This window comes from Bifidobacterium sp. ESL0800 (genome assembly GCF_029395355.1).
Lineage (GTDB): Bacteria > Actinomycetota > Actinomycetes > Actinomycetales > Bifidobacteriaceae > Bifidobacterium.
Genome location: NZ_CP113913.1, coordinates 438,079 through 455,782 on the forward strand (window position 1 = coordinate 438,079; position 17,704 = coordinate 455,782).

General features: G+C 54.6%; 18 protein-coding genes and 1 pseudogene. 16 read left to right on the forward strand and 3 right to left on the reverse strand.

Going from position 1 to position 17,704, the window contains the following annotated elements:
* Positions 1–280 precede the first annotated feature (280 nt).
* Entirely contained in the window at positions 281–1,513 is a 1,233-nt protein-coding gene (locus tag OZX75_RS01775; protein ID WP_277146549.1) for a PDDEXK-like family protein, read from the forward strand.
* A gap of 62 nt (positions 1,514–1,575) precedes the next feature.
* Here OZX75_RS01775 and OZX75_RS01780 read toward each other — a convergent pair whose 3' ends face one another.
* On the reverse strand, positions 1,576–2,337 hold the full coding sequence (locus OZX75_RS01780) for a Fic family protein (protein ID WP_277146550.1): 762 nt from the start codon (positions 2,335–2,337) through the stop codon (positions 1,576–1,578).
* A gap of 160 nt (positions 2,338–2,497) precedes the next feature.
* Between OZX75_RS01780 and OZX75_RS01785 the strand changes: the two genes are divergently transcribed.
* From OZX75_RS01785 to OZX75_RS01840, 12 genes and pseudogenes are all read left to right on the forward strand, one after another.
* Positions 2,498–2,764: a DUF4160 domain-containing protein gene (locus OZX75_RS01785; RefSeq protein WP_277146551.1), complete on the forward strand. Its 267-nt coding sequence runs from the start codon at positions 2,498–2,500 to the stop codon at positions 2,762–2,764.
* A 10-nt stretch (positions 2,765–2,774) separates the two neighbouring features.
* Positions 2,775–3,086, forward strand: coding sequence for a DUF2442 domain-containing protein (locus tag OZX75_RS01790; RefSeq protein ID WP_277146552.1), 312 nt, complete (start codon positions 2,775–2,777; stop codon positions 3,084–3,086).
* Between the two features lie 359 nt (positions 3,087–3,445).
* Complete coding sequence (locus tag OZX75_RS01795; RefSeq protein ID WP_277146553.1) at positions 3,446–4,132, forward strand: SDR family oxidoreductase; 687 nt, start codon at positions 3,446–3,448, stop codon at positions 4,130–4,132.
* 306 nt (positions 4,133–4,438) lie between these two features.
* A complete protein-coding gene (locus OZX75_RS01800; protein WP_277146554.1) occupies positions 4,439–4,648 on the forward strand; it encodes a zinc ribbon domain-containing protein in 210 nt (69 codons plus the stop codon).
* 138 nt (positions 4,649–4,786) lie between these two features.
* Positions 4,787–5,143 (forward strand): DUF488 domain-containing protein, encoded by a 357-nt coding sequence (locus tag OZX75_RS01805; protein ID WP_277146555.1) that lies wholly within the window; start codon positions 4,787–4,789, stop codon positions 5,141–5,143.
* 163 nt (positions 5,144–5,306) lie between these two features.
* Positions 5,307–5,732, forward strand: coding sequence for a nuclear transport factor 2 family protein (locus tag OZX75_RS01810; RefSeq protein WP_277146556.1), 426 nt, complete (start codon positions 5,307–5,309; stop codon positions 5,730–5,732).
* A 469-nt stretch (positions 5,733–6,201) separates the two neighbouring features.
* Entirely contained in the window at positions 6,202–6,657 is a 456-nt protein-coding gene (locus tag OZX75_RS01815; protein WP_277146557.1) for an Hsp20/alpha crystallin family protein, read from the forward strand.
* Positions 6,658–6,974: 317 nt separating this feature from the next.
* A pseudogene (locus tag OZX75_RS01820) lies at positions 6,975–7,801 on the forward strand (histidine phosphatase family protein).
* A 149-nt stretch (positions 7,802–7,950) separates the two neighbouring features.
* Positions 7,951–9,243: a uracil-xanthine permease family protein gene (locus OZX75_RS01825; RefSeq protein WP_277146558.1), complete on the forward strand. Its 1,293-nt coding sequence runs from the start codon at positions 7,951–7,953 to the stop codon at positions 9,241–9,243.
* A gap of 412 nt (positions 9,244–9,655) precedes the next feature.
* The gene (locus OZX75_RS01830; RefSeq protein WP_277146559.1) at positions 9,656–10,177 is read left to right on the forward strand and encodes a gluconokinase; all 522 of its coding nucleotides are present in this window, start codon (positions 9,656–9,658) and stop codon (positions 10,175–10,177) included.
* A gap of 110 nt (positions 10,178–10,287) precedes the next feature.
* Complete coding sequence (locus OZX75_RS01835; protein ID WP_277146560.1) at positions 10,288–11,061, forward strand: glucose 1-dehydrogenase; 774 nt, start codon at positions 10,288–10,290, stop codon at positions 11,059–11,061.
* Positions 11,062–11,155: 94 nt separating this feature from the next.
* Positions 11,156–12,490: a gluconate:H+ symporter gene (locus OZX75_RS01840; RefSeq protein ID WP_277146561.1), complete on the forward strand. Its 1,335-nt coding sequence runs from the start codon at positions 11,156–11,158 to the stop codon at positions 12,488–12,490.
* A 177-nt stretch (positions 12,491–12,667) separates the two neighbouring features.
* On the opposite strand, the gene OZX75_RS01845 is transcribed toward OZX75_RS01840, so the two are convergent.
* Positions 12,668–13,510, reverse strand: a complete 843-nt coding sequence (locus tag OZX75_RS01845) for a FadR/GntR family transcriptional regulator (RefSeq protein ID WP_277146562.1) — start codon at positions 13,508–13,510, stop codon at positions 12,668–12,670.
* A 156-nt stretch (positions 13,511–13,666) separates the two neighbouring features.
* Here OZX75_RS01845 and gnd point away from each other — a divergent pair, with 156 nt between their 5' ends.
* Complete coding sequence (gene gnd, locus OZX75_RS01850; protein ID WP_277147328.1) at positions 13,667–14,542, forward strand: phosphogluconate dehydrogenase (NAD(+)-dependent, decarboxylating); 876 nt, start codon at positions 13,667–13,669, stop codon at positions 14,540–14,542.
* 109 nt (positions 14,543–14,651) lie between these two features.
* Here gnd and brnQ read toward each other — a convergent pair whose 3' ends face one another.
* The gene (gene brnQ / locus OZX75_RS01855) at positions 14,652–16,103 is read right to left on the reverse strand and encodes a branched-chain amino acid transport system II carrier protein (protein WP_525930256.1); all 1,452 of its coding nucleotides are present in this window, start codon (positions 16,101–16,103) and stop codon (positions 14,652–14,654) included.
* Positions 16,104–16,459: 356 nt separating this feature from the next.
* On the opposite strand from brnQ, the gene OZX75_RS01860 reads away from it, so the two are divergent.
* Together OZX75_RS01860 and OZX75_RS01865 are read left to right on the forward strand one after the other, a co-directional pair.
* On the forward strand, positions 16,460–17,329 hold the full coding sequence (locus OZX75_RS01860) for an AzlC family ABC transporter permease (RefSeq protein WP_277146563.1): 870 nt from the start codon (positions 16,460–16,462) through the stop codon (positions 17,327–17,329).
* Positions 17,329–17,664: a branched-chain amino acid transport AzlD family protein gene (locus OZX75_RS01865; RefSeq protein WP_277147332.1), complete on the forward strand. Its 336-nt coding sequence runs from the start codon at positions 17,329–17,331 to the stop codon at positions 17,662–17,664. The genes OZX75_RS01860 and OZX75_RS01865 overlap by 1 nt, the downstream gene beginning before the upstream one ends.
* Positions 17,665–17,704: the final 40 nt, after the last annotated feature.

Here is a 17,704-nt window from a genome sequence, read left to right on the forward strand (position 1 = left end):
CAAATCAGAGATCGATTTCTATGGTAGAACAATCGCGTTGGTGCTATGTAACGGCATAAAGACGGAGTTCTGTGTAAAAACGCTCATTTGTACGATAGAGAAGAGTTGATTCCAACGAACCTTTCGTACAAAGTCATTGCGTCGATCGCAAAGTTGTTATAGGACAACGCGAAAGTTCCGAAACCCGACAGCGATGGTAAGCTTATGAGACTGTTCGGCAGCGCATTGATGTGTTATATATTGAGAGTAGATTATGAAAGATTATCAAGAAAGATGAATTATGTCGGAGAATAATTCTTTAGCATCAAAGGCAATGGAGCTGCTTGCCGATCCGGATTTCGATCAACTTAATCAGAGACTCAACCGAGTAAATGTCTTCGACGCCGTTGACATGGGACGTCAGGAGATTAAGCATTCAGCGTTTCTTGCATGGCTTATGGATCCATCGGGACCTCATGGGCTTGGTGATTTGTTTATTCATCGGTTGCTTGCACAACTTTATGTAGATAATTCAGAGAAGTTTGCAGAGAGCGGCGTTGCAAGTTTCGTTCCTCTGGCTGCTGATGATTTATCGGAGTTGAATGTTGTCAGAGAATCTGAGGACAGGATTGATATTTTAGCAAAAACAATTGATGACAGAATGGTGATGTGTATTGAGAACAAAGTTGATTCTGGATTGCATAATCGTCAATTGGACGATTATCACCAATACATTGAATCCACATACGGTAATCGTCAATATCGTATTTACGTATTGTTAGCACCTGAAGGTTTTGAAATTCCGAAAGATCAGTGCCAAAATCCAGCTATTTGGCTGACATTATCTTATTCGTCTGTAGCTAAAGTGTTGGAATCTTTGAGAGACTCTGCGCAGGGGCGCACTCAGATTCTTATTGAAGATTATGTGAGGTTATTAAAGAAGGAGAATATTGTGAACGATGAAGAACAGAATAAGCTTGCTTATAACTTGTATCGTAATTATTCCGAGGTTTTTGATTTTGTGAGTCAAGCATGTACTGATCAATCTGCGGTTGAACAGTATTTGATTGAGAAAGTCTATGATCCTGTTATGGATGATTTACAAGATAAAGGCCAAATAAGTAATCATTGGTGCTGGAATAAAGGACGAATGACATACTATGGATTTCATACTCAAAAGATGAATGATTACTTTGGTGCAACAAATGATGACTGGGTGTATGCATATTGGCTTTATCCGGATAAAGTTTCATCGCTTTTGAAACCGAGCATGAGGCTTGAGGTCTTCCCGAAAGGTAAACAGGAAACGACAATTGGTAGAATGCAACATATTCGTGAGAGAATAGGTAGTGGCAATTCGTCAATAACTAACCAGAATAAACAGCGCGAAATCGTTGATTTTCCGTCGGATATCAACTTGAGCGATATCCTTGAAACTGTTGAGATTGATGCTCTTGCAAAAGAGACAAAGGGCAAATTATATAAAGCAATGGATAATATGCTTCAATTGGAGAAAAGAGCTTTAATGGAATGAATATGATTTAATCATATTTTAACTGTTCGGAAGTGCTTGTGTGTACATAACCGTAATTGGCTTTATAGATTGGGATAAGCTATATTCTTTGAGTTTGAATATTGCTCTGTGCAATGCGTGTGGTTCCAATTAGCAAACCAATCGATAACAGATGGGTCATTATCGAAGTACCAAGCACTCAGTTTGTCGTTGAAGGTATCGCGGTCTGGTGGCTCTACCGGGACGGCGAGGATGGCGGATGAATGTAGCTTGAGCAGCAGGCCGTTGGCGGCGAGTAGGGCGGTGCGTTTGTTGCCGTCGCCGAACGGCTGCATCTTGGCTAGCGTTGCGAAGAGGTGTGAGGCACGTTCGAGGGGCTGCACATTGTGTGCGGGTGCTGCGGGGCTATCTGCTGTGCTTGACGCTACTGACGTGCTGTCGTCAGAAACTAAATCCAGTTCCTGCTCGATTGCCGCGGCAGAAGGCACAGGCGGGGTATAGGTGCCTCGGCGGGTGGAGACGATGACGTTTTCCGTCGTTCTTAGAACGCCAGGCTCCATGGCTGCGGTGCGGGTCATTTTCGCGTTGATGCCGGTGAACCATGCCAGATCCATAGGCCGTGTCGAATAGTCGTATTCGATGACATACGAGGAGGCGTCTTTCAAATCGCAAAGCAGTGCATAGTCGTTGCGCGAACCGACGACGTTGGGATTGCCGGTGCGCAGAAACTCTTCGGTTGCCATGCGCGAGGTATTGAGCCCGTCAAAGGTTCGTCCCATCCGGTAGAGCAGCCCGGCGAGCCCTTTGGTAGTCATCAGAGGAGAGGCAATATGCTGAATTGTCATAGCTGTTCTCCTGACTGATGTGATAAATCGAAATCGTATTGTGAATGATTGCGGTTCACAGTGACTTTTCGATTATAGATGATATTGAGAAAGACTTCTTTCAAGGTTGCTGATTTCCTCTACAATGAGATTTAGGACTAGGACTAAAAGAGGTGATCGAATGCCGGAAGTAAGCAGATTTTTCGGAATCATCATCAAGATGGTGTATCAGGATGAAGGCAAACATCATAAGCCGCACGTACATGTGAAGTATGGTGATTTTAAGGCTTCCATCGGCATCGATGGTGAAGTGTTGGCGGGTTCTTTGCCGGAAAGACAATACAAATTGGTGGCCGCGTGGCTTGAATTGCATGAGAGTGAATTGTACCTTGCATGGAATGAAGCTATAAGCGGTAAGCCTTTTAATAAAATAAAGCCTTTGTCATAAGGAGATTTTGATGTTCGTACATGATGGAATCGTTTATGCGGATTCTCCGAGTGGTGAATTAGAGGTCCTTGATGCTCATGCGACCGGGGACTATACCATGGTGGTTACGTTTTCGAACGGGAAAACTCGGCTTTGCGATTTTAGCGAAATGTTTGATGATGTTCCCGCGTTTGCCCCGTTGCGTGACGAGGCTGTTTTTGAGCATTTTCAGTTGGAAGACGGTGTACTGACGTGGCAAGATGGATCTATCGATATCTCTCCGTCGTATCTTTATAATCATTCTTACGAATATGACGCTCATGGAGCGTTGGTTTCCGCCTGAAATCTTATTCTATGGAGTTGCTGCCATGTGTTTTAAGAAAATGTGTCGGCGGTTTTATAAAATTTCGGCCATGTGATTCTTCTTTTTTCCTAAATGACTCGCAGAACCGATGCCGTATCTTATAAAGTCTTAAGCTGTAGTTTTCTAGTGGATAAATGGCTTAACCGTTAGAATACTGGTGGTTAAATGAGCAAGATAACGAGTTCTGACAGGCTTCGTAGCAGATAACCGGACTATAAATCTCGCAGCCTCGAGTCCGACAATTCGCTCTGTGCGCGTAACGGTGTTTTTATGGCATGATAATGATGGTTATGATCCATCAATAACGATGGACGTTGCGATTTTTGAAAGGAATCGATATGGCTGATCAGCGACGTGTGGTGATTTTGGGCGGGCATGGCAAGGTGGCGTTGCTCGCCGAGCCGAAGCTGAAGGCTGCGGGATTCGCGGTCGATGCGGTTATCCGTAACCCTGCGCAGTCCGACGATGTGCGTAAGGCCGGCGCAAATCCGGTGGTCTTCGATATGGAACATGCCAACGTCGACAGCTTTGCTGGCTTGTTTGAAGACGCTGTGGCTGTCGTGTTCTCGGCCGGTGCCGGTGGTGGCGACGCTGACAGGACTCATGCCGTCGACTATCAGGCCGCGGTCAACGCGATTGATGCGGCGCAAAAAGCGGGCGTACGTCGCTTTGTCATGGTCTCCTACGATACGGCCGACCGTGACCCGCAGACGATGGGCTGGCCGGAGTCGTTCCTGCCGTACGCGCAGGCCAAGCATGACGCCGACGCGCACCTGATTGATTCCTCGCTCGAATACACGATTCTGGGTCCGGGCGTGCTGACGCTCGAGCCCGAAACCGACAAAATCGTTCTAACTAACGACCACACGATGATCGACGGCAAGCCGGCCACGCCCGAGCAACGTGCGACCTCGCGCGGCAACGTCGCGGCGGTCATCGCCCGCGTGCTCAGCGCCGATGTGGCCAAGCGCAAGACCATCGCCTTCTACGACGGCGACCAGCCGATCGACGAGGTTCTTGTCTGAGTCCGTCCAAAAATCGAATACGCGAGTTTTAGGCTGTTCAGGTTCCGGGAGAGAGTGCCGCGGTGCTGGTTCGTTGCGGCGCTCCCTTGTTTATATGAGGTTCATTGTTCAATGGTTGTCATTGCCCGTGGCCGTTATGCGTAGCCTCACTAGAAAAGCCGGCAAGATGTCAAGCGCAACGTTCTCACGATACGGTTTGCACAGATAAAACGGATATTCGTTATCGCAATGTCGTATTCTCTGCCTCGGGCTCATGGTTAAATTGAATGACCAAGTCAATATTTTGCAGAGACGAAAGGCCCTCCAATGCAGCAGAAACAGTACGTATGCGAAAAATGCGGTTGCCAACACTACATTTCCGATCAGTTCCAGGCGACGGGCGGGGAATTCGCCAAGCTCTTCAATGTGCAGAACAAGAAGTTCATCACCGTCAGTTGCACCCAATGCGGCTTCACGGAGCTCTATCGCGCCGAAACCGACGCCGGCATGAACGTTCTCGATTTCCTGATGAACTGACGGCTTGTCGACGTTTATCCTCGATGGTTGCGACGGCCGTATCTAGGAATCTTGATTTTTTCGCCGATATCCGATTTGCTCTGTCGTTCCGTTCCTATCTGCGCTAGGCTGAGGTATACGAGCCAAAGGAGCGGGGATATGACGATTGCGTTGAAACGGGTGTATGAGGCGGCCGAAGATGCCGACGGCTACCGCGTCTTGGTCGACAGGCTTTGGCCGCGCGGCATTTCAAAGGTGAAGGCGAAACTCGATCTGTGGCTCAAGGAAATCGGGCCGAGCGCCGAGCTGCGCAAGTGGTTCGGCCACGATCCTGCCAAGTTCGACGAGTTCGCCGATAAATACCGCAAAGAGCTAGACGAAAACGCGGAAACGGTCGGCAAGTTGGTCGCGATATGCCACGAACAGCCCAAAGTCACCTTGCTCTATGGCGCCAAAGACCCACACAACAACCAGGCAGTGGTTTTGAAGGATTATCTCGGCAAGCGGCTTTCGTAGGTTGCGATATTCCGTTGCCGTATTTTGCTATTGCTGAATAAATGTAGCAATCATACGTGATTGCGCGACGGGTCGCCGCAGAAAACCGTGAAGCCATAATTTTTCGAGACAAATTCGATATCGCGGCCGTGTAACGCGCTTTGTATAGCGTATGATGATGGTTATGGCGACAGTGACGTTATCGATACCGAGGGCACGTAAGCGCGAGCGTGCCATTTCCGACTACTTCAACATGTGGGTGACCCGCGATTTCGACAAGCTCGACGCGATTTTCGCTCCTGATTGCGTCTATGAGGAATCCAACGGGCATATCTACGAAAACCGCAACCAGATTCATCACTGGATTGAGGATTCGCTGGAGCACCAGGCCGTGTCGATGTGGAAGATAGCCAATTTCACCCATGCCCGCGGTCGTGAAGGGCAGCCGTCAATCACCGTTTTCTGGACGCTCGCAGGGCGGGAACGCGAGGGCGAATCCTACGACTACGACGGGGTTTCGGTCATCGAGTTCAATCGACAGAACAAGATCAAGCGGGTGCGTGAGTTCCGGGCCAAGCGCCGTCGCGATTACCCGTACAAGGGCGAGTAGTCGATAACGGGACTTCATGAAGCGAACGGGAGATGGATTCTTCGTCATATCAGCGATTGATCCGTTTCCCGTTTTCCTGTCTCTGAAGTGATGAGGGTGTCATTGTGTTTCTCGCTTTTTCTCGTTGCCGGGGATGTATGGACTCCGAGGGTAGGGACATCGTTTCCGTTGTTCCGGCTAATGCCGATATGCAAGGTGTCTGAGGTGGCGAACATCCATTTTTGTTTGTGTCCTTCTCGTAGTAGGTTTAAACCTCGAAATTCAGTCTTTTTCAAAACTTGAGTCGATCTGGCTCAAGTTTTGTTCACTGCAGGTTAAAACCGGGAAGCCGGAGCGGGAATAACGGTTGGACATAGTGACACGATAAAGACTTGGAGCCGCAAGGTTCCGGAGCCTCTCGTCATCTGGCCGGTTTGGCTCCGGCCGCGGACGTAAAGAGACTTGCCTCCTACTTCAAGGAGTATTGATTATGGCTATGTTTCCGGCTTTGATGCATGATGCGTTCTCTGATTTGTTCGACGATCCGTTCTTCGCCGGCTGGGGTGACTCCAGCAACCGCATGGGCAACCCGATTTCCTCGGCCAACATGATGAAGACCGATGTTCGCGAGACCGACAAGGCTTACGACGTCTCCATCGATATGCCCGGATTCAACAAGGACGACATCGCCCTTGAGCTGCATGACGGCTACTTGACCGTTTCCGCCAAGCGCGACGAGAGTCATGACGAGAAGAACGATGAGGGCAAGTGGCTGCGCCGCGAACGTTACGCCGGCACCTGCTCGCGCAGCTTCTACGTCGGCGATGAGGTCAAGGAATCCGACGTGCACGCCAACTACAAGAACGGCACGCTGAGCCTTGAGATCGCCAAGGTGCAGCCGGCGCCGAAGGTCGAGGCCAAGCACCAGATCGCCATCGAAGGCTGATTCGCTGGTCGTTACGGCGAGAACGGTTTTGGCGGACTGAAACGTTCGCTGGATGCCCCTTCTTGTGTTCTGTGCTCGGGGAAGTTGCGGAACACGGGAAGGGGTGTTTTCTCTGAGATCCAGGGCCCGTCCATCATCTCATGGCGTCGTTGAGCGTTCGATGGAACGCTCAACGACGTTTCCGTCTTCCAGGTATTTGACGTTGAATTCGATTTTGTCTCGTTTCGCTGCTGGCCTCCGCCGCGTTTCCTGTGCGATAATGACTTGTAGCAAATAATGAAGGTCAATGGAAAGATATTGAAAACGAGGCAAGGCACATGGGCATGCCATTGGATTTGTATGTGATTCGACACGGGGAGTCGGAGGCGAATGTCATCGTCAAGGCGGGGGAGCACGGTGACAATTCGCTCTTTACGCAGGATAACGTCACCGTGCCCGACCGCTCGTGGAGGCTCACGGCGACCGGGCGCAAGCAGGCCTACTGCATCGGCCGCTGGCTGGTCGAGCAGCAACAGCTTTTCGACCGCTACCTCGTCTCGCCCTACGTGCGCACCCGCGAGACCGCGGCGACGATGGCGTTGCCCAAGGCCAAGTGGGAGGAGACACGCGTGCTGCGTGAACGCTCCTGGGGCGAGATCAGCACCGTGACCCAGGAGGTCTTCAAGACCAACTACGAGCGCAACTGGATGTTCAAGAAAACCGACCCGCTCTACTGGCGCCCGCCGGCCGGCGAATCCATCGCCGACGTGGCCGAGAACCGCGCCCACAACCTCCTGACTTCGTTGAACCGCCGCGCCGAGGCGCAGTCCGTCATCGCGGTGACCCACGGCGACTTCATGCTCTCGCTGATGCTCACCCGCTGATGCTCACCCTCGAGGATCTCTCCGACGAGGAGTTCCTGCGCCGCGCCGACAGCGACAATTGGAAGATCACCAACTGCACCTGCTTCCATTATTCGCGCCGTGATCCCAACACCGGCCGCACCGACGAGCGTATCCACTTCGAGCAGACCGCCCGCCCGGTCTACGACAAGGACACGGGCCGCTGGGTCGTCAAGGTCGACCCGTGGCGCGAATTCCAGCGCCCCTTGCTCTCCAACGGCGACCTGGTAGACGTGGTACAGTCCGTCACCCCTCATCTCTAGTTTTTCCCTATGTCCACTACGTGAACGCGACACGCCGAATGTCCAAGGGCGCATTAAACTATCCCAAGGCGCGCGACGAAATCAAAGCCGCGCGGTAAATCCTCTATTTTCAATTAGTGGTCAAAGTATGCCCAAAAGGAGAGCGAAGGATGAGTAACATGTTCACCTGGAAATTGCACGGTGACGGCAAGACGTTGAATCCCGGTGAGGTGATCGACCCTGACGAGCGCATGACGTGGGGCCGAACGGCGGGCATTGGTGCCCAGCACGTGATCGCGATGTTCGGCGCGACGTTTCTCGTTCCGATACTGACGCATTTCGATCCGTCGACGACATTGTTCTTCACCGCAATGTCCACCGCGCTGTTCCTGTTGATCAATACAAACAAGCTACCCAGTTATCTGGGTAGCTCTTTTGGTTTTATAGCCCCTATTACGGCCGTCGAGGCGGAAAAGGGACTCGGTGCGGGCATCCCCGCGGCGGGCTTCGGCATCATGTGCACGGGCATCCTGCTGGCGCTGGTCGGCATCCTCGTCCACTTCGCCGGCGCCAAGTGGATCGATCTGATCATGCCGCCGGTGGTCAACGGCGCCATCGTCGCCATCATCGGCTTCAACCTGGCCCCCTCGGTCTGGTCCAACTTTCAGAAGGCCCCCGACACCGCGGCGGTGACGCTGGTCGCGGTCCTCCTGATCGCGGTGCTTTTCAAGGGCCTGATTGGCCGCCTGAATATCCTGCTCGGTGTCCTCGTCGGCTACGCCTACGCCTGCTTCCGCGGTCAGGTCGACTTCGCCGCAGTGGCGAAAGCCTCGTGGATCGGCTTCCCTCAGTTCCACATGCCGCAGGCCGACTTCTCGGTGCTGCCCATGTTCATCCCGGTGGTCATGGTCCTCATCGCCGAGAACGTCGGCCACGTCAAGTCGGTCGCCCAGATGACCGGCCGCGACTATGACGACCAGATCGGCACCGCCCTCTTCGCCGACGGCCTCGGCACCACGATCGCAGGCTTCGGCGGCGGCTCCGGCACCACCACCTACGGCGAGAACATCGGCGTGATGGCCGCCACTCGCGTCTACTCCACCGCCGCCTACTGGTGCGCGGCCGCCTTCGCCCTGATCCTGAGCCTGTGCCCGAAGTTCGGCGCGGTCATCAACACGATCCCCTCCGGCGTCTTGGGCGGCGTGACCACCCTGCTCTACGGCATGATCGGCATGGTCGGCGTGCGCATCTGGGTCGACAACCACGTCGACTTCGGCAAGCCGCTGAACAACATGACCGCCGCGGTGACGATGATCATCGGCATCGCCGACTTCGGCTTCGCCATCTCCGGCGTCAAGTTCAACGGCATCGCCATCGGCACCGTCGCGGTGCTGGTGATGTACCACGGCCTCAAGGCCATCGGCCGCGCGACCGGTGCCATCGCCAAGGACGGTACCGAGTGACGGTATCAATAAAGCAACAGTGATTTCCGGCAGACGAAAGTCGATGCTCGGAGGTTTTCAGCCGGATGACGAATCTCATCCGGCTTTGTTTTTTTTCTTGGCAGGGGTGCGGAAGAAAGGTGATTTTCGTCTCTAAACCGTGTCAAAGGCCGGTTCGGTTTCGCGATTGGGCCTTTGAGATTTCCGGATTGACGGTCAAGAAAGAATTCAGGCAAAACGCTGTACATCGTTGGAAATTCGTTCAAATCCGTGTCAGGGTTTTCGACTTCTGAAAAATCGAAAACGGACGATTGCCGATAGCGTATAATAAATACTACGTTTAAAAATATTGGTCATTCTTTTGACAAAACAGGTTTATCGTCATATAGTAACTTCCGTCATTTGTTCAATGCAAGGACGCAGGAGGGTTAATATGAGTATCCATGTTGTCATCATGGGTGTTGCCGGATGCGGCAAAACCACTGTGGCGGAAGCTGTTCGAGACCGTTTGGGTTTTGTCATGGCTGAAGGCGATGACTTCCATCCAAAGGCCAATGTCGACAAAATGAGCCATGGTATACCGCTTACCGATGAGGACCGTTGGCCGTGGCTTGAAACCATCAGCCAGTGGATGACCGATCAGGACAAGCAGGGCAATTCCACCGTGGTTTCGTGCTCGGCGTTGAAGAAGGCGTATCGTGAGGTGCTGCACAAGCATGTCGATGTCCTGTTCGTGCATCTTGCCGGGACGCAGGAGCTTATCGGGGGCCGTCTGGCCAAGCGCACGGGCCATTACATGCCGCCTTCGCTCCTGCCCAGTCAGTTCGCGGACCTCGAGCCTCTCGAGGCGGACGAAAACGGTGTGACGATTTCGGTCGAGGGGGATCCGGCAACGGTCGAGGATCGTGCCGTCGAGGTCATCAGGAAATACGAAGAAACCAGTAAGCTCGCCTGATCGGCAACCAAGTCTTGGCAATTGCCGCAGCGCGGGCCAGGTCCTCGTCGCTGCGGCAATGACCTGCATGGTGCTTGGTCGCCGTTAAAGCCGAAGAAAGGGAATGGAATATGGCCGATTTTTCAATTCACAGTTTTGAACTCACCGACAAGGTCGTGCTGATTACCGGAGGTGCCAGCGGACTGGGGAAGTACTATACCCAGGCGGTCAGTGCCGTCGGGGCGGATGTCTGCGTTGTCAGCGCCACCGAGAACGGCTGGGACGAGACCAGAAAGATCGTGGAGGGCAACGGCCGCAAGGTCGTATTCATCAAGCAGGACATCACTGCCGACGGTGCCGCAAACAATATCGTCGATCAGACCCTCAGGGAATTCGGCCGCATCGATGTGCTGGTCAATAATGCTGGCATCCAGCTTCGCCACGATCTGGCGGATTTTCCAGACGAGGATTGGCGCAAGGTGATTGAGGTCAATCTCAATTCATTGTATTACCTTTCGCATGAAGTCGCGAAGGTCATGATGAAGCAGCGCAGCGGCAAGATCGTCAATATCGGTTCCATGCAGTCCTACCGCGCGGGCAAGAGGATCTTCCCCTATGCCGCAAGCAAGCATGCCGTGGTAGGTCTCACCAAGGCTTATGCCGATGCACTTGCGCCCTACAACGTGCAGGTCAACGGTCTGGCGCCAGGCTATATCAATACGCCGATGACCCTTGCGCTGCAAAACAATCCTGTTCGCAGCGTCGAGATCCACGACCATATTCCTGCCGGTCATTGGGGTGAGCCAAGCGAACTCATGGGGGCAATGGTGTTCCTATGCTCATCCGCATCCGACTATGTCACCGGTGTGATGCTTCCCGTCGATGGTGGTTATCTGCTCCGCTGACACAAAGCCGACGAAGGTCGGCCAACCAGATTTTTCCCGTGCCTATAGGGGCGGAAAAGAACAATCAACAATCCTTAACGAGAAGGGTAAAGGAATGCCATTAGTAATCGTAGCCTGTGCCGTAGCAGTGCTGATATTCCTGATCGCCAAATGCAAACTGAATACGTTTGTCTCATTGGTCATCACTTCCATTCTGGCGGCGCTCGTCCTCCAGATTCCAATCGCCAAGATTCCCACGACCATCGAAACCGGCATCGGTGGCCAGCTCGGCCATCTTGCCGTCATCTTCGGTTTCGGTTCGATGCTGGGCAAGCTGGTTTCCGACTCCGGCGGCGGCCATCGTATCGCGATGACGCTGATCGACAAATTCGGGCGCAAGCACATTCAGATCGCCGTCGTTCTGGCCTCGTTCATCGTCGGCATCGCCCTGTTCTTCGAGGTCGGCCTCGTCGTCCTGCTGCCGATCATCTTCGTGATCGCCCGTGAAATCGATATGCCCTTCATGGAGCTTGGCCTTTCCGCCGCCGTCACCTTGAACGTGGCCCACGCGTTCCTGCCGCCGCACCCGGCGCCCACGGCAATCGTCGGCACGCTCGGCGCCGACATGGGCCAGGTGATGATCTATGGCATCATCGTCGCCATTCCGACGGTCATCATCTCCGGTCCGCTGTTCAACCATCTGCTGCACAAGCTGCGTCCGGGCCTGTACCGCAAGGACATCGATATCACCGTACTCGGCGAATACAAGGAATTCAAGACCGAGGACACCCCGGGCTTCGGCATCTCCGTGTTCACCTCGCTCCTGCCGGTCATCCTGATCGCTTTCGCGACCATCTGCTCCTTCGTCATCCCCAAGAAGAACGTCGTCAACGAGGCCATCCAGTTCATCGGCGCCCCCGACATCGCCATGTTGATTTCGATGCTCTTCGCCATGTGGTCGATGGGCTTCCACCAGAGCCGGAAGATGGGCGAGATCACCAAGTCCATGGAGCAGTCCGTCAAGCAGATTGCCATGATGCTTCTGATCATCGGCGGCGGCGGCGCCTTCAAGCAAGTGCTCGTCGACGGCGGTGTCTCGACGTATGTCTCCCATCTGTTCACCAACATCAGCATGCCGCCGCTGATCGCCGCCTGGCTCATCACCGCCATCCTGCGCGTCTGCGTCGGCTCCTCCACCGTCGCGTCCCTGACCGGTGCGGGCCTCGTGCTGCCGCTGATCGCCTCCACCGGTGCCAATCCCGCGTTGATGGTGTTGGCCGTCGGCGCAGGCTCCGTTTTCTGCGACCACGTCAATGACGCCGGTTTCTGGATGATCAAGGAATACTTCGGCCTTTCCCTGAAGGACACCCTGTCGTCCTGGACGGTGGCCACGGCGGTGATTTCCGTTGTGGGATTGCTTTCGGTGCTCTGCCTGTCGCTGTTCGTCTGAGGCGGCGGTTGGCAGCCGGTGAGGGGCAAGGCCATCGCCTGTTGAGTGCGACCTGACCTCGTTCCTCTTCGATTCTGCACAATCTGTAGACAATCGCAATCGGGTTCTGCGTCATCTTTTTTAAGATGGTGCAGAACCCGATTGTGTATTCAGGTCAATCTATCGATGGGATGACTGTCATGAATCCTGCGTGGTGGTACGGACCTCGTCGACGATATGGGTCATGGCGTCATGGGCGAGTTGCGCGTCGCCTTTCCAAATGCCTTCCGCCACTTTTTCATGTGCGTTCAGCGCGTCTGGGCGTGGCCGAACCGGGTACAGCCCCTGCTCCACGCGGCCTTTCAATACGATGTCCACAAGCGGGGAGAGCGCGGTGAAAAGCTCGTTGCCGCTGTGGCTGAGCACTTCGTCGTGAAAGCGGATATCGAGCTTATGGAATTCCTCGAGATCGCCGGATTCCCCCTTTTTACGCATTTCGCTGGCAAGAACCGGCATCAAAGCCTTGGTCTCCATAGGCGCATGCAACGCTGCATCGCCGGCGGCGATCGGTTCAACGGCCAGACGCAGCTCGGTCAAGGTGAGGAGCTGTTGCTTGCGATAGCTGGAATGGAGTTTCCACTCGATGACCTGGGTGTCCAGCGACAGCCATTGGTCCAATTGTTGGGCGATGAGGCCTACTCGTTTCTTGACGATGATCGCATTGGCTGACTGCAGGGCATGAGCCGCCTCGCGGGCCACGGTCCTGGAAATCGAGAAACGTTCCTGTATGTCGTTGAGCGTGATGCTGGTTTCGGGCTGCCAACGATGTTCGATGATGTCGATCGCGAGCTGTTCGGCGACGGCATGGTGCAAGGGAATCGGACTCTGCGCTGAATCCGGGGAATCTGATGGGTTTTGCCCTGAGTCGCCTTGTACATTTGAATCGACCTTGGACATCGGATGGTGTTCCGGATGCTTTTCTGCCTGTACCTGAGACTGGCCATTAAGGTTTTCCGTTGGCCTCTCGCGTTCATTGTTCATGTTCTCAGCCTATCAAAAGTCTCTCAATAAATTCGAATATACTCGTAAAAAACGGATATTGATAAAAAAAGAAGTCCAAAAACCATAAAAGTAATATCTATAAAGTATATGATATGCTTTTATTGATAGTAGAGGTTGTTTCTCAAGGAGGAAATGATGCAGCTTGGCATGATTGGGCTAGGACGTATGGGCGGCAATATGGCCAAAAGGATTCGTGAGGCGGGACACGAGGTCGTCGGATACGATCTGAGCCCCGAATCCGGTCGTGACGTCTCGAGTCTCAAGGAACTGGTCTCGCGCCTTGATGCGCCGCGCATCGTCTGGATTATGGTGCCCGCAGGCAAAGCCACGGACAGTACGCTCGACGAGCTGATGGGGTTGCTCGAAAAGGGCGACATGGTCGTCAACGGCGGCAACTGCCGTTATACCGATGACAAGCTCAACGCCGAAAAGCTGGCGAAAAACGGCATCGAATATATGGACTGCGGCGTCTCCGGCGGCGTGTGGGGCGAAGAGCGTGGCTATGCCCTGATGGCTGGCGGCACCGATGAGGAATACCAGCGTGTCCTGCCGATTCTCGAGGCGCTGAAGCCGGAAGGCAAGGACGGTCTCGTCCACGCCGGCCCGGTCGGCGGCGGCCATTTCGCCAAGATGGTGCACAACGGTATCGAGTACGGCATGATGCAGGCGTTCGGCGAGGGCTTCGCGACGATGGAACGCAGTGAGTATGTCGATGATCCCGCCAAGGTCATGGCTTCCTGGCGCGCTGGCAGCGTGGTCGATTCCTGGCTGCTCGATCTGGTGGTCCGGGCGATGAAGGACGATCCGGATCTGAAGAAGATGCCGCCTGTGGCCGACGAGACCGGTGAGGCGAAGTGGACGATCGAGGCGGCGGCCGAGCTCGGCGTGCCGACTCCGGCCATCAGCGCCGGCCTGTTCACTCGTCAGGCATCCCGCGGCGGCGCCGACGACGTGCTGCGCGTGGTCACCGCGATGCGCAACCAGTTCGGCGGGCATATCACCAAAGCCTGAGCTGAGAGCGTGTCGAACTTGCGCTGATGGCGAATGTCGTCGATACGCTTGAATGATAGTGTGGGATTCCTTCCGTTGAAGAGGGAATCCCACACTATTTATATGGTGTTTATCTCGTTTGACGGCCGTGGCGAATCAGGCTGTCGACGATGCCGATGACGATGCCAACGACTGCGGGGATAAGCCAGGTGAGCTGGGCCTCGTATAAAGGCAGGGTTGCCAATGCTTGGCTTACCGATGTCACTGGAAGTCCGAAAACGGCGAGCAGCTTGACGATGCAATCGAAGATGGTGAACAGCGCCACCAGCAGCACTGTCCAGAAATAGACGCGCGGGAATCTGGACGAGAATGGTTTTTCGACGAGATTGAGCAGCACCAGCACGATGGCGATGGGGTAGAGCGCGCCGAGTACCGGCAGCGAGACGGTGATGATGGCACTCAGACCCGCGTTCGAGACGATGAAACTGAACACGGCGAAGAAGACGCTCCATGCACGATACCTGACCGGATGCCCGAAAACGGTGGGGAAGGTGTTCTCGAAATAGGTCGCGCACGTGGAGATGAGACCGGTGCACACGTTGAAGCAGGCGAGTACGAAAATGAGACCGACGAATGCGGTGCCGATCGAGCCGAAAGCCGAAGTGGTGAGATTGGTCAGCACCGTCGCCCCGGTGTCGTTCTTGCCGTTTGCGGATTTGATGGAACCGCTTACCGCCCCGATGAACGAAAGCGCCGCATAGATGATGATGAGCAGAATGCCTGCGCCGGTTCCTGCTATGCCGGTTTCGCGCCGGTTCGCCTTCGTTTCGGTGACGCCGAACTGGGAGATGTTGGCCGAGATGACGATGCCGAAATACAGCGCGGCCAGCAGGTCCATCGTCTGGTAGCCGTTGACGAATCCGTAGATCAGCGAGCCGTGCGCATAGTCGCCGAACGGTTTGCCGAGCGACGCGTGACCGATGAAGATACAGGCAGCGAACATGACCGCAATCAGCACCAGGAGCAGCGGTCCCATGAAGCGTCCCAGTGACTTCGAGAGCTTTTCGGGATGCTGGCTCAACAGGAACGACAACGCGAAAAAGACGATTGAATAGAGCAGCAGCGCCAAGCGGTTGTTTTCACCCGCGAAGGGGGTAATCGCCATTTCATAGGAAGTCGTGGCGGTGCGGGGAATGGCGAAGCAGGGGCCGATGGCCATGATGATGACAAACGCCAGCACAGCGGCGAATTTGGGGGAGACGCGCGAGGCAAGGTGCTCGAAGCCGCCCGCCGAAGCCACTGCCAGTACGCCCAGAATCGGCAGGCCCACCGCCGAGACGATGAAGCCGATGGTGGCCGGCAGCGCCGCGCTTTGCGCCTGGGCGCCCATCAGCGGCGGGAAGATGAGGTTGCCAGCTCCAAAGAACATGGAGAAGAAGGTGAACGCGACGACGAGGCGTTGCCGACCGTTCAATTTCAGGGTGTTTCGGCCTTGGCCGTTGTCGTGGGAATTGAGGGACACCTTATCCTGTTGCGGCTCGACAGGCTGTTCCGATGTTGCGGTGTCAATGGTATTTGCCATAAAACTTCCAATATAACTCTGTGTGATGCAATTGATGCCATCGCATCCACTATGCGGATTTCGTTTTCACTATATGCGCCAGTCACGCCAAGCGTGGGCGAGTGGACAATATGCATGTATCTGTCTGCTGGAAGCTGCTGTTGCGTCGGTGCGGTTGCGGTGCGGCGACTGCCTGTTCCGACGTTTGACGGGCCTGGTTGGTGTCGATACAGGGATGCGTATGGAGGTTGGGCTTACTTGCAAGGCAGCGCTGAATGCTCACAGTGTGACCGGTATTGAGGGCATACCAGATCGTTTTTATAGTATTGCCGGTGATGCCGCAAGCGAGTTCGGCATCTCTTGGAGGAGGAGGATGGATGTCGGTGGCGTCCGGGAAAACAGTGTCGGCGGCGTTTCGTGAGGCGTTTCCGCGTACCCTGCCGATTTGCGCCAGCTTCGTGTTGACTGGCCTCTCCTACGGGTTGCTGATGTTTTCCAAAGGATTCCCGCTCATCTACCCGGTCTGCATGGCGGCGTTCATTTTCGCGGGATCCATGGAATTCGTCACCATCGATCTGCTGTTGAGCGCCTTCAACCCGTTCGCCGCCTTCGTGATGACGTTGATGGTCAACAGCCGTCATTTTTTCTACGGTCTGGCGATGCTTCGCCCGTTCCGTGGGCTGGGCTGGAAGAAACCTCTGCTTATTTTCTGGATGTGCGACGAGACGTTCGCCATCAATTCGTCGGCCAAGGTGTCACCGGAGATTGACCGCGGCTGGTTCATGCTCGCCGTCTCCGTACTCGACTACTGCTATTGGGTTTCTGGCGCCGCGCTGGGTTGGCTGATCGGGGGTGTGCTGCCCTTTTCCACCAAAGGCGTCGAGTTCGCCATGGTCGCCATGTTCGTTTCGATTCTCTTGGACCAATGGTCGTCGTCCCCGCACACGTTGCGCGGACATACGCCGGCGTTGGTGGGTCTGGTGGTGTCTCTGGCCTGTCTGCTGGCCTTTGGCCCGAAGGATTTCATGTTGCCTGCGCTGGCGGGCATGCTGGTCGTCTTTTTGGTGCTGCGTCCCCGATTGGAGGAGCTCAAGTCGGATTCGTCCGGTCGCGGCGACGGTGGCGGTTTTGCCGGAGACCTGGATACATATACAGATGGAGAATCTGCCGACATCGGCGGCAAAGCCGATGACGGCGCTGTCGTGCAAGCGGCGGCAGGCAGCCATGAAAAGGAGGGTAAGCGATGATGACGATGAGCACGATGCAGTCCGTAATCACCATTGCCGTGGTCGTCTTCGCCACGATGGTCACTCGTTTTACGGTGTTCCTGCTGTTCCCCGATTCCAAAACGCCTCCTCGGCTCATCCGTTACCTGGGTGATGTGCTGCCATATGCGATGACCGGTATGTTGGTGGTCTATTCTCTCAAAAACGTATCGTTCGTTTCGGGTGACCACGGCATACCCATGCTCATTGCCATCGCGGTGCTCGTGTTGATATACCGCTGGCGGCACAATTCGCTGTTGGCGATTTTCGTGGGGACCGTCCTCTATATGGTGCTGGTGCAGACCGTATTCGCCTGAAATCCGTCTGTGACGGGCGACACCTTTCGCTACGATTGAG

Coding starts and splice junctions, on each gene's coding strand:
- OZX75_RS01775 (WP_277146549.1), top strand. CDS start 281: ATGTCGGAGAATAATTCTTTAGCATCAAAGGCAATGGAGCTGCTTGCC.
- OZX75_RS01780 (WP_277146550.1), bottom strand. CDS start 2,337: ATGACAATTCAGCATATTGCCTCTCCTCTGATGACTACCAAAGGGCTC.
- OZX75_RS01785 (WP_277146551.1), top strand. CDS start 2,498: ATGCCGGAAGTAAGCAGATTTTTCGGAATCATCATCAAGATGGTGTAT.
- OZX75_RS01790 (WP_277146552.1), top strand. CDS start 2,775: ATGTTCGTACATGATGGAATCGTTTATGCGGATTCTCCGAGTGGTGAA.
- OZX75_RS01795 (WP_277146553.1), top strand. CDS start 3,446: ATGGCTGATCAGCGACGTGTGGTGATTTTGGGCGGGCATGGCAAGGTG.
- OZX75_RS01800 (WP_277146554.1), top strand. CDS start 4,439: ATGCAGCAGAAACAGTACGTATGCGAAAAATGCGGTTGCCAACACTAC.
- OZX75_RS01805 (WP_277146555.1), top strand. CDS start 4,787: ATGACGATTGCGTTGAAACGGGTGTATGAGGCGGCCGAAGATGCCGAC.
- OZX75_RS01810 (WP_277146556.1), top strand. CDS start 5,307: ATGGCGACAGTGACGTTATCGATACCGAGGGCACGTAAGCGCGAGCGT.
- OZX75_RS01815 (WP_277146557.1), top strand. CDS start 6,202: ATGGCTATGTTTCCGGCTTTGATGCATGATGCGTTCTCTGATTTGTTC.
- OZX75_RS01825 (WP_277146558.1), top strand. CDS start 7,951: ATGAGTAACATGTTCACCTGGAAATTGCACGGTGACGGCAAGACGTTG.
- OZX75_RS01830 (WP_277146559.1), top strand. CDS start 9,656: ATGAGTATCCATGTTGTCATCATGGGTGTTGCCGGATGCGGCAAAACC.
- OZX75_RS01835 (WP_277146560.1), top strand. CDS start 10,288: ATGGCCGATTTTTCAATTCACAGTTTTGAACTCACCGACAAGGTCGTG.
- OZX75_RS01840 (WP_277146561.1), top strand. CDS start 11,156: ATGCCATTAGTAATCGTAGCCTGTGCCGTAGCAGTGCTGATATTCCTG.
- OZX75_RS01845 (WP_277146562.1), bottom strand. CDS start 13,510: ATGAACAATGAACGCGAGAGGCCAACGGAAAACCTTAATGGCCAGTCT.
- gnd (WP_277147328.1), top strand. CDS start 13,667: ATGCAGCTTGGCATGATTGGGCTAGGACGTATGGGCGGCAATATGGCC.
- brnQ (WP_525930256.1), bottom strand. CDS start 16,103: ATGGCAAATACCATTGACACCGCAACATCGGAACAGCCTGTCGAGCCG.
- OZX75_RS01860 (WP_277146563.1), top strand. CDS start 16,460: ATGTCGGTGGCGTCCGGGAAAACAGTGTCGGCGGCGTTTCGTGAGGCG.
- OZX75_RS01865 (WP_277147332.1), top strand. CDS start 17,329: ATGACGATGAGCACGATGCAGTCCGTAATCACCATTGCCGTGGTCGTC.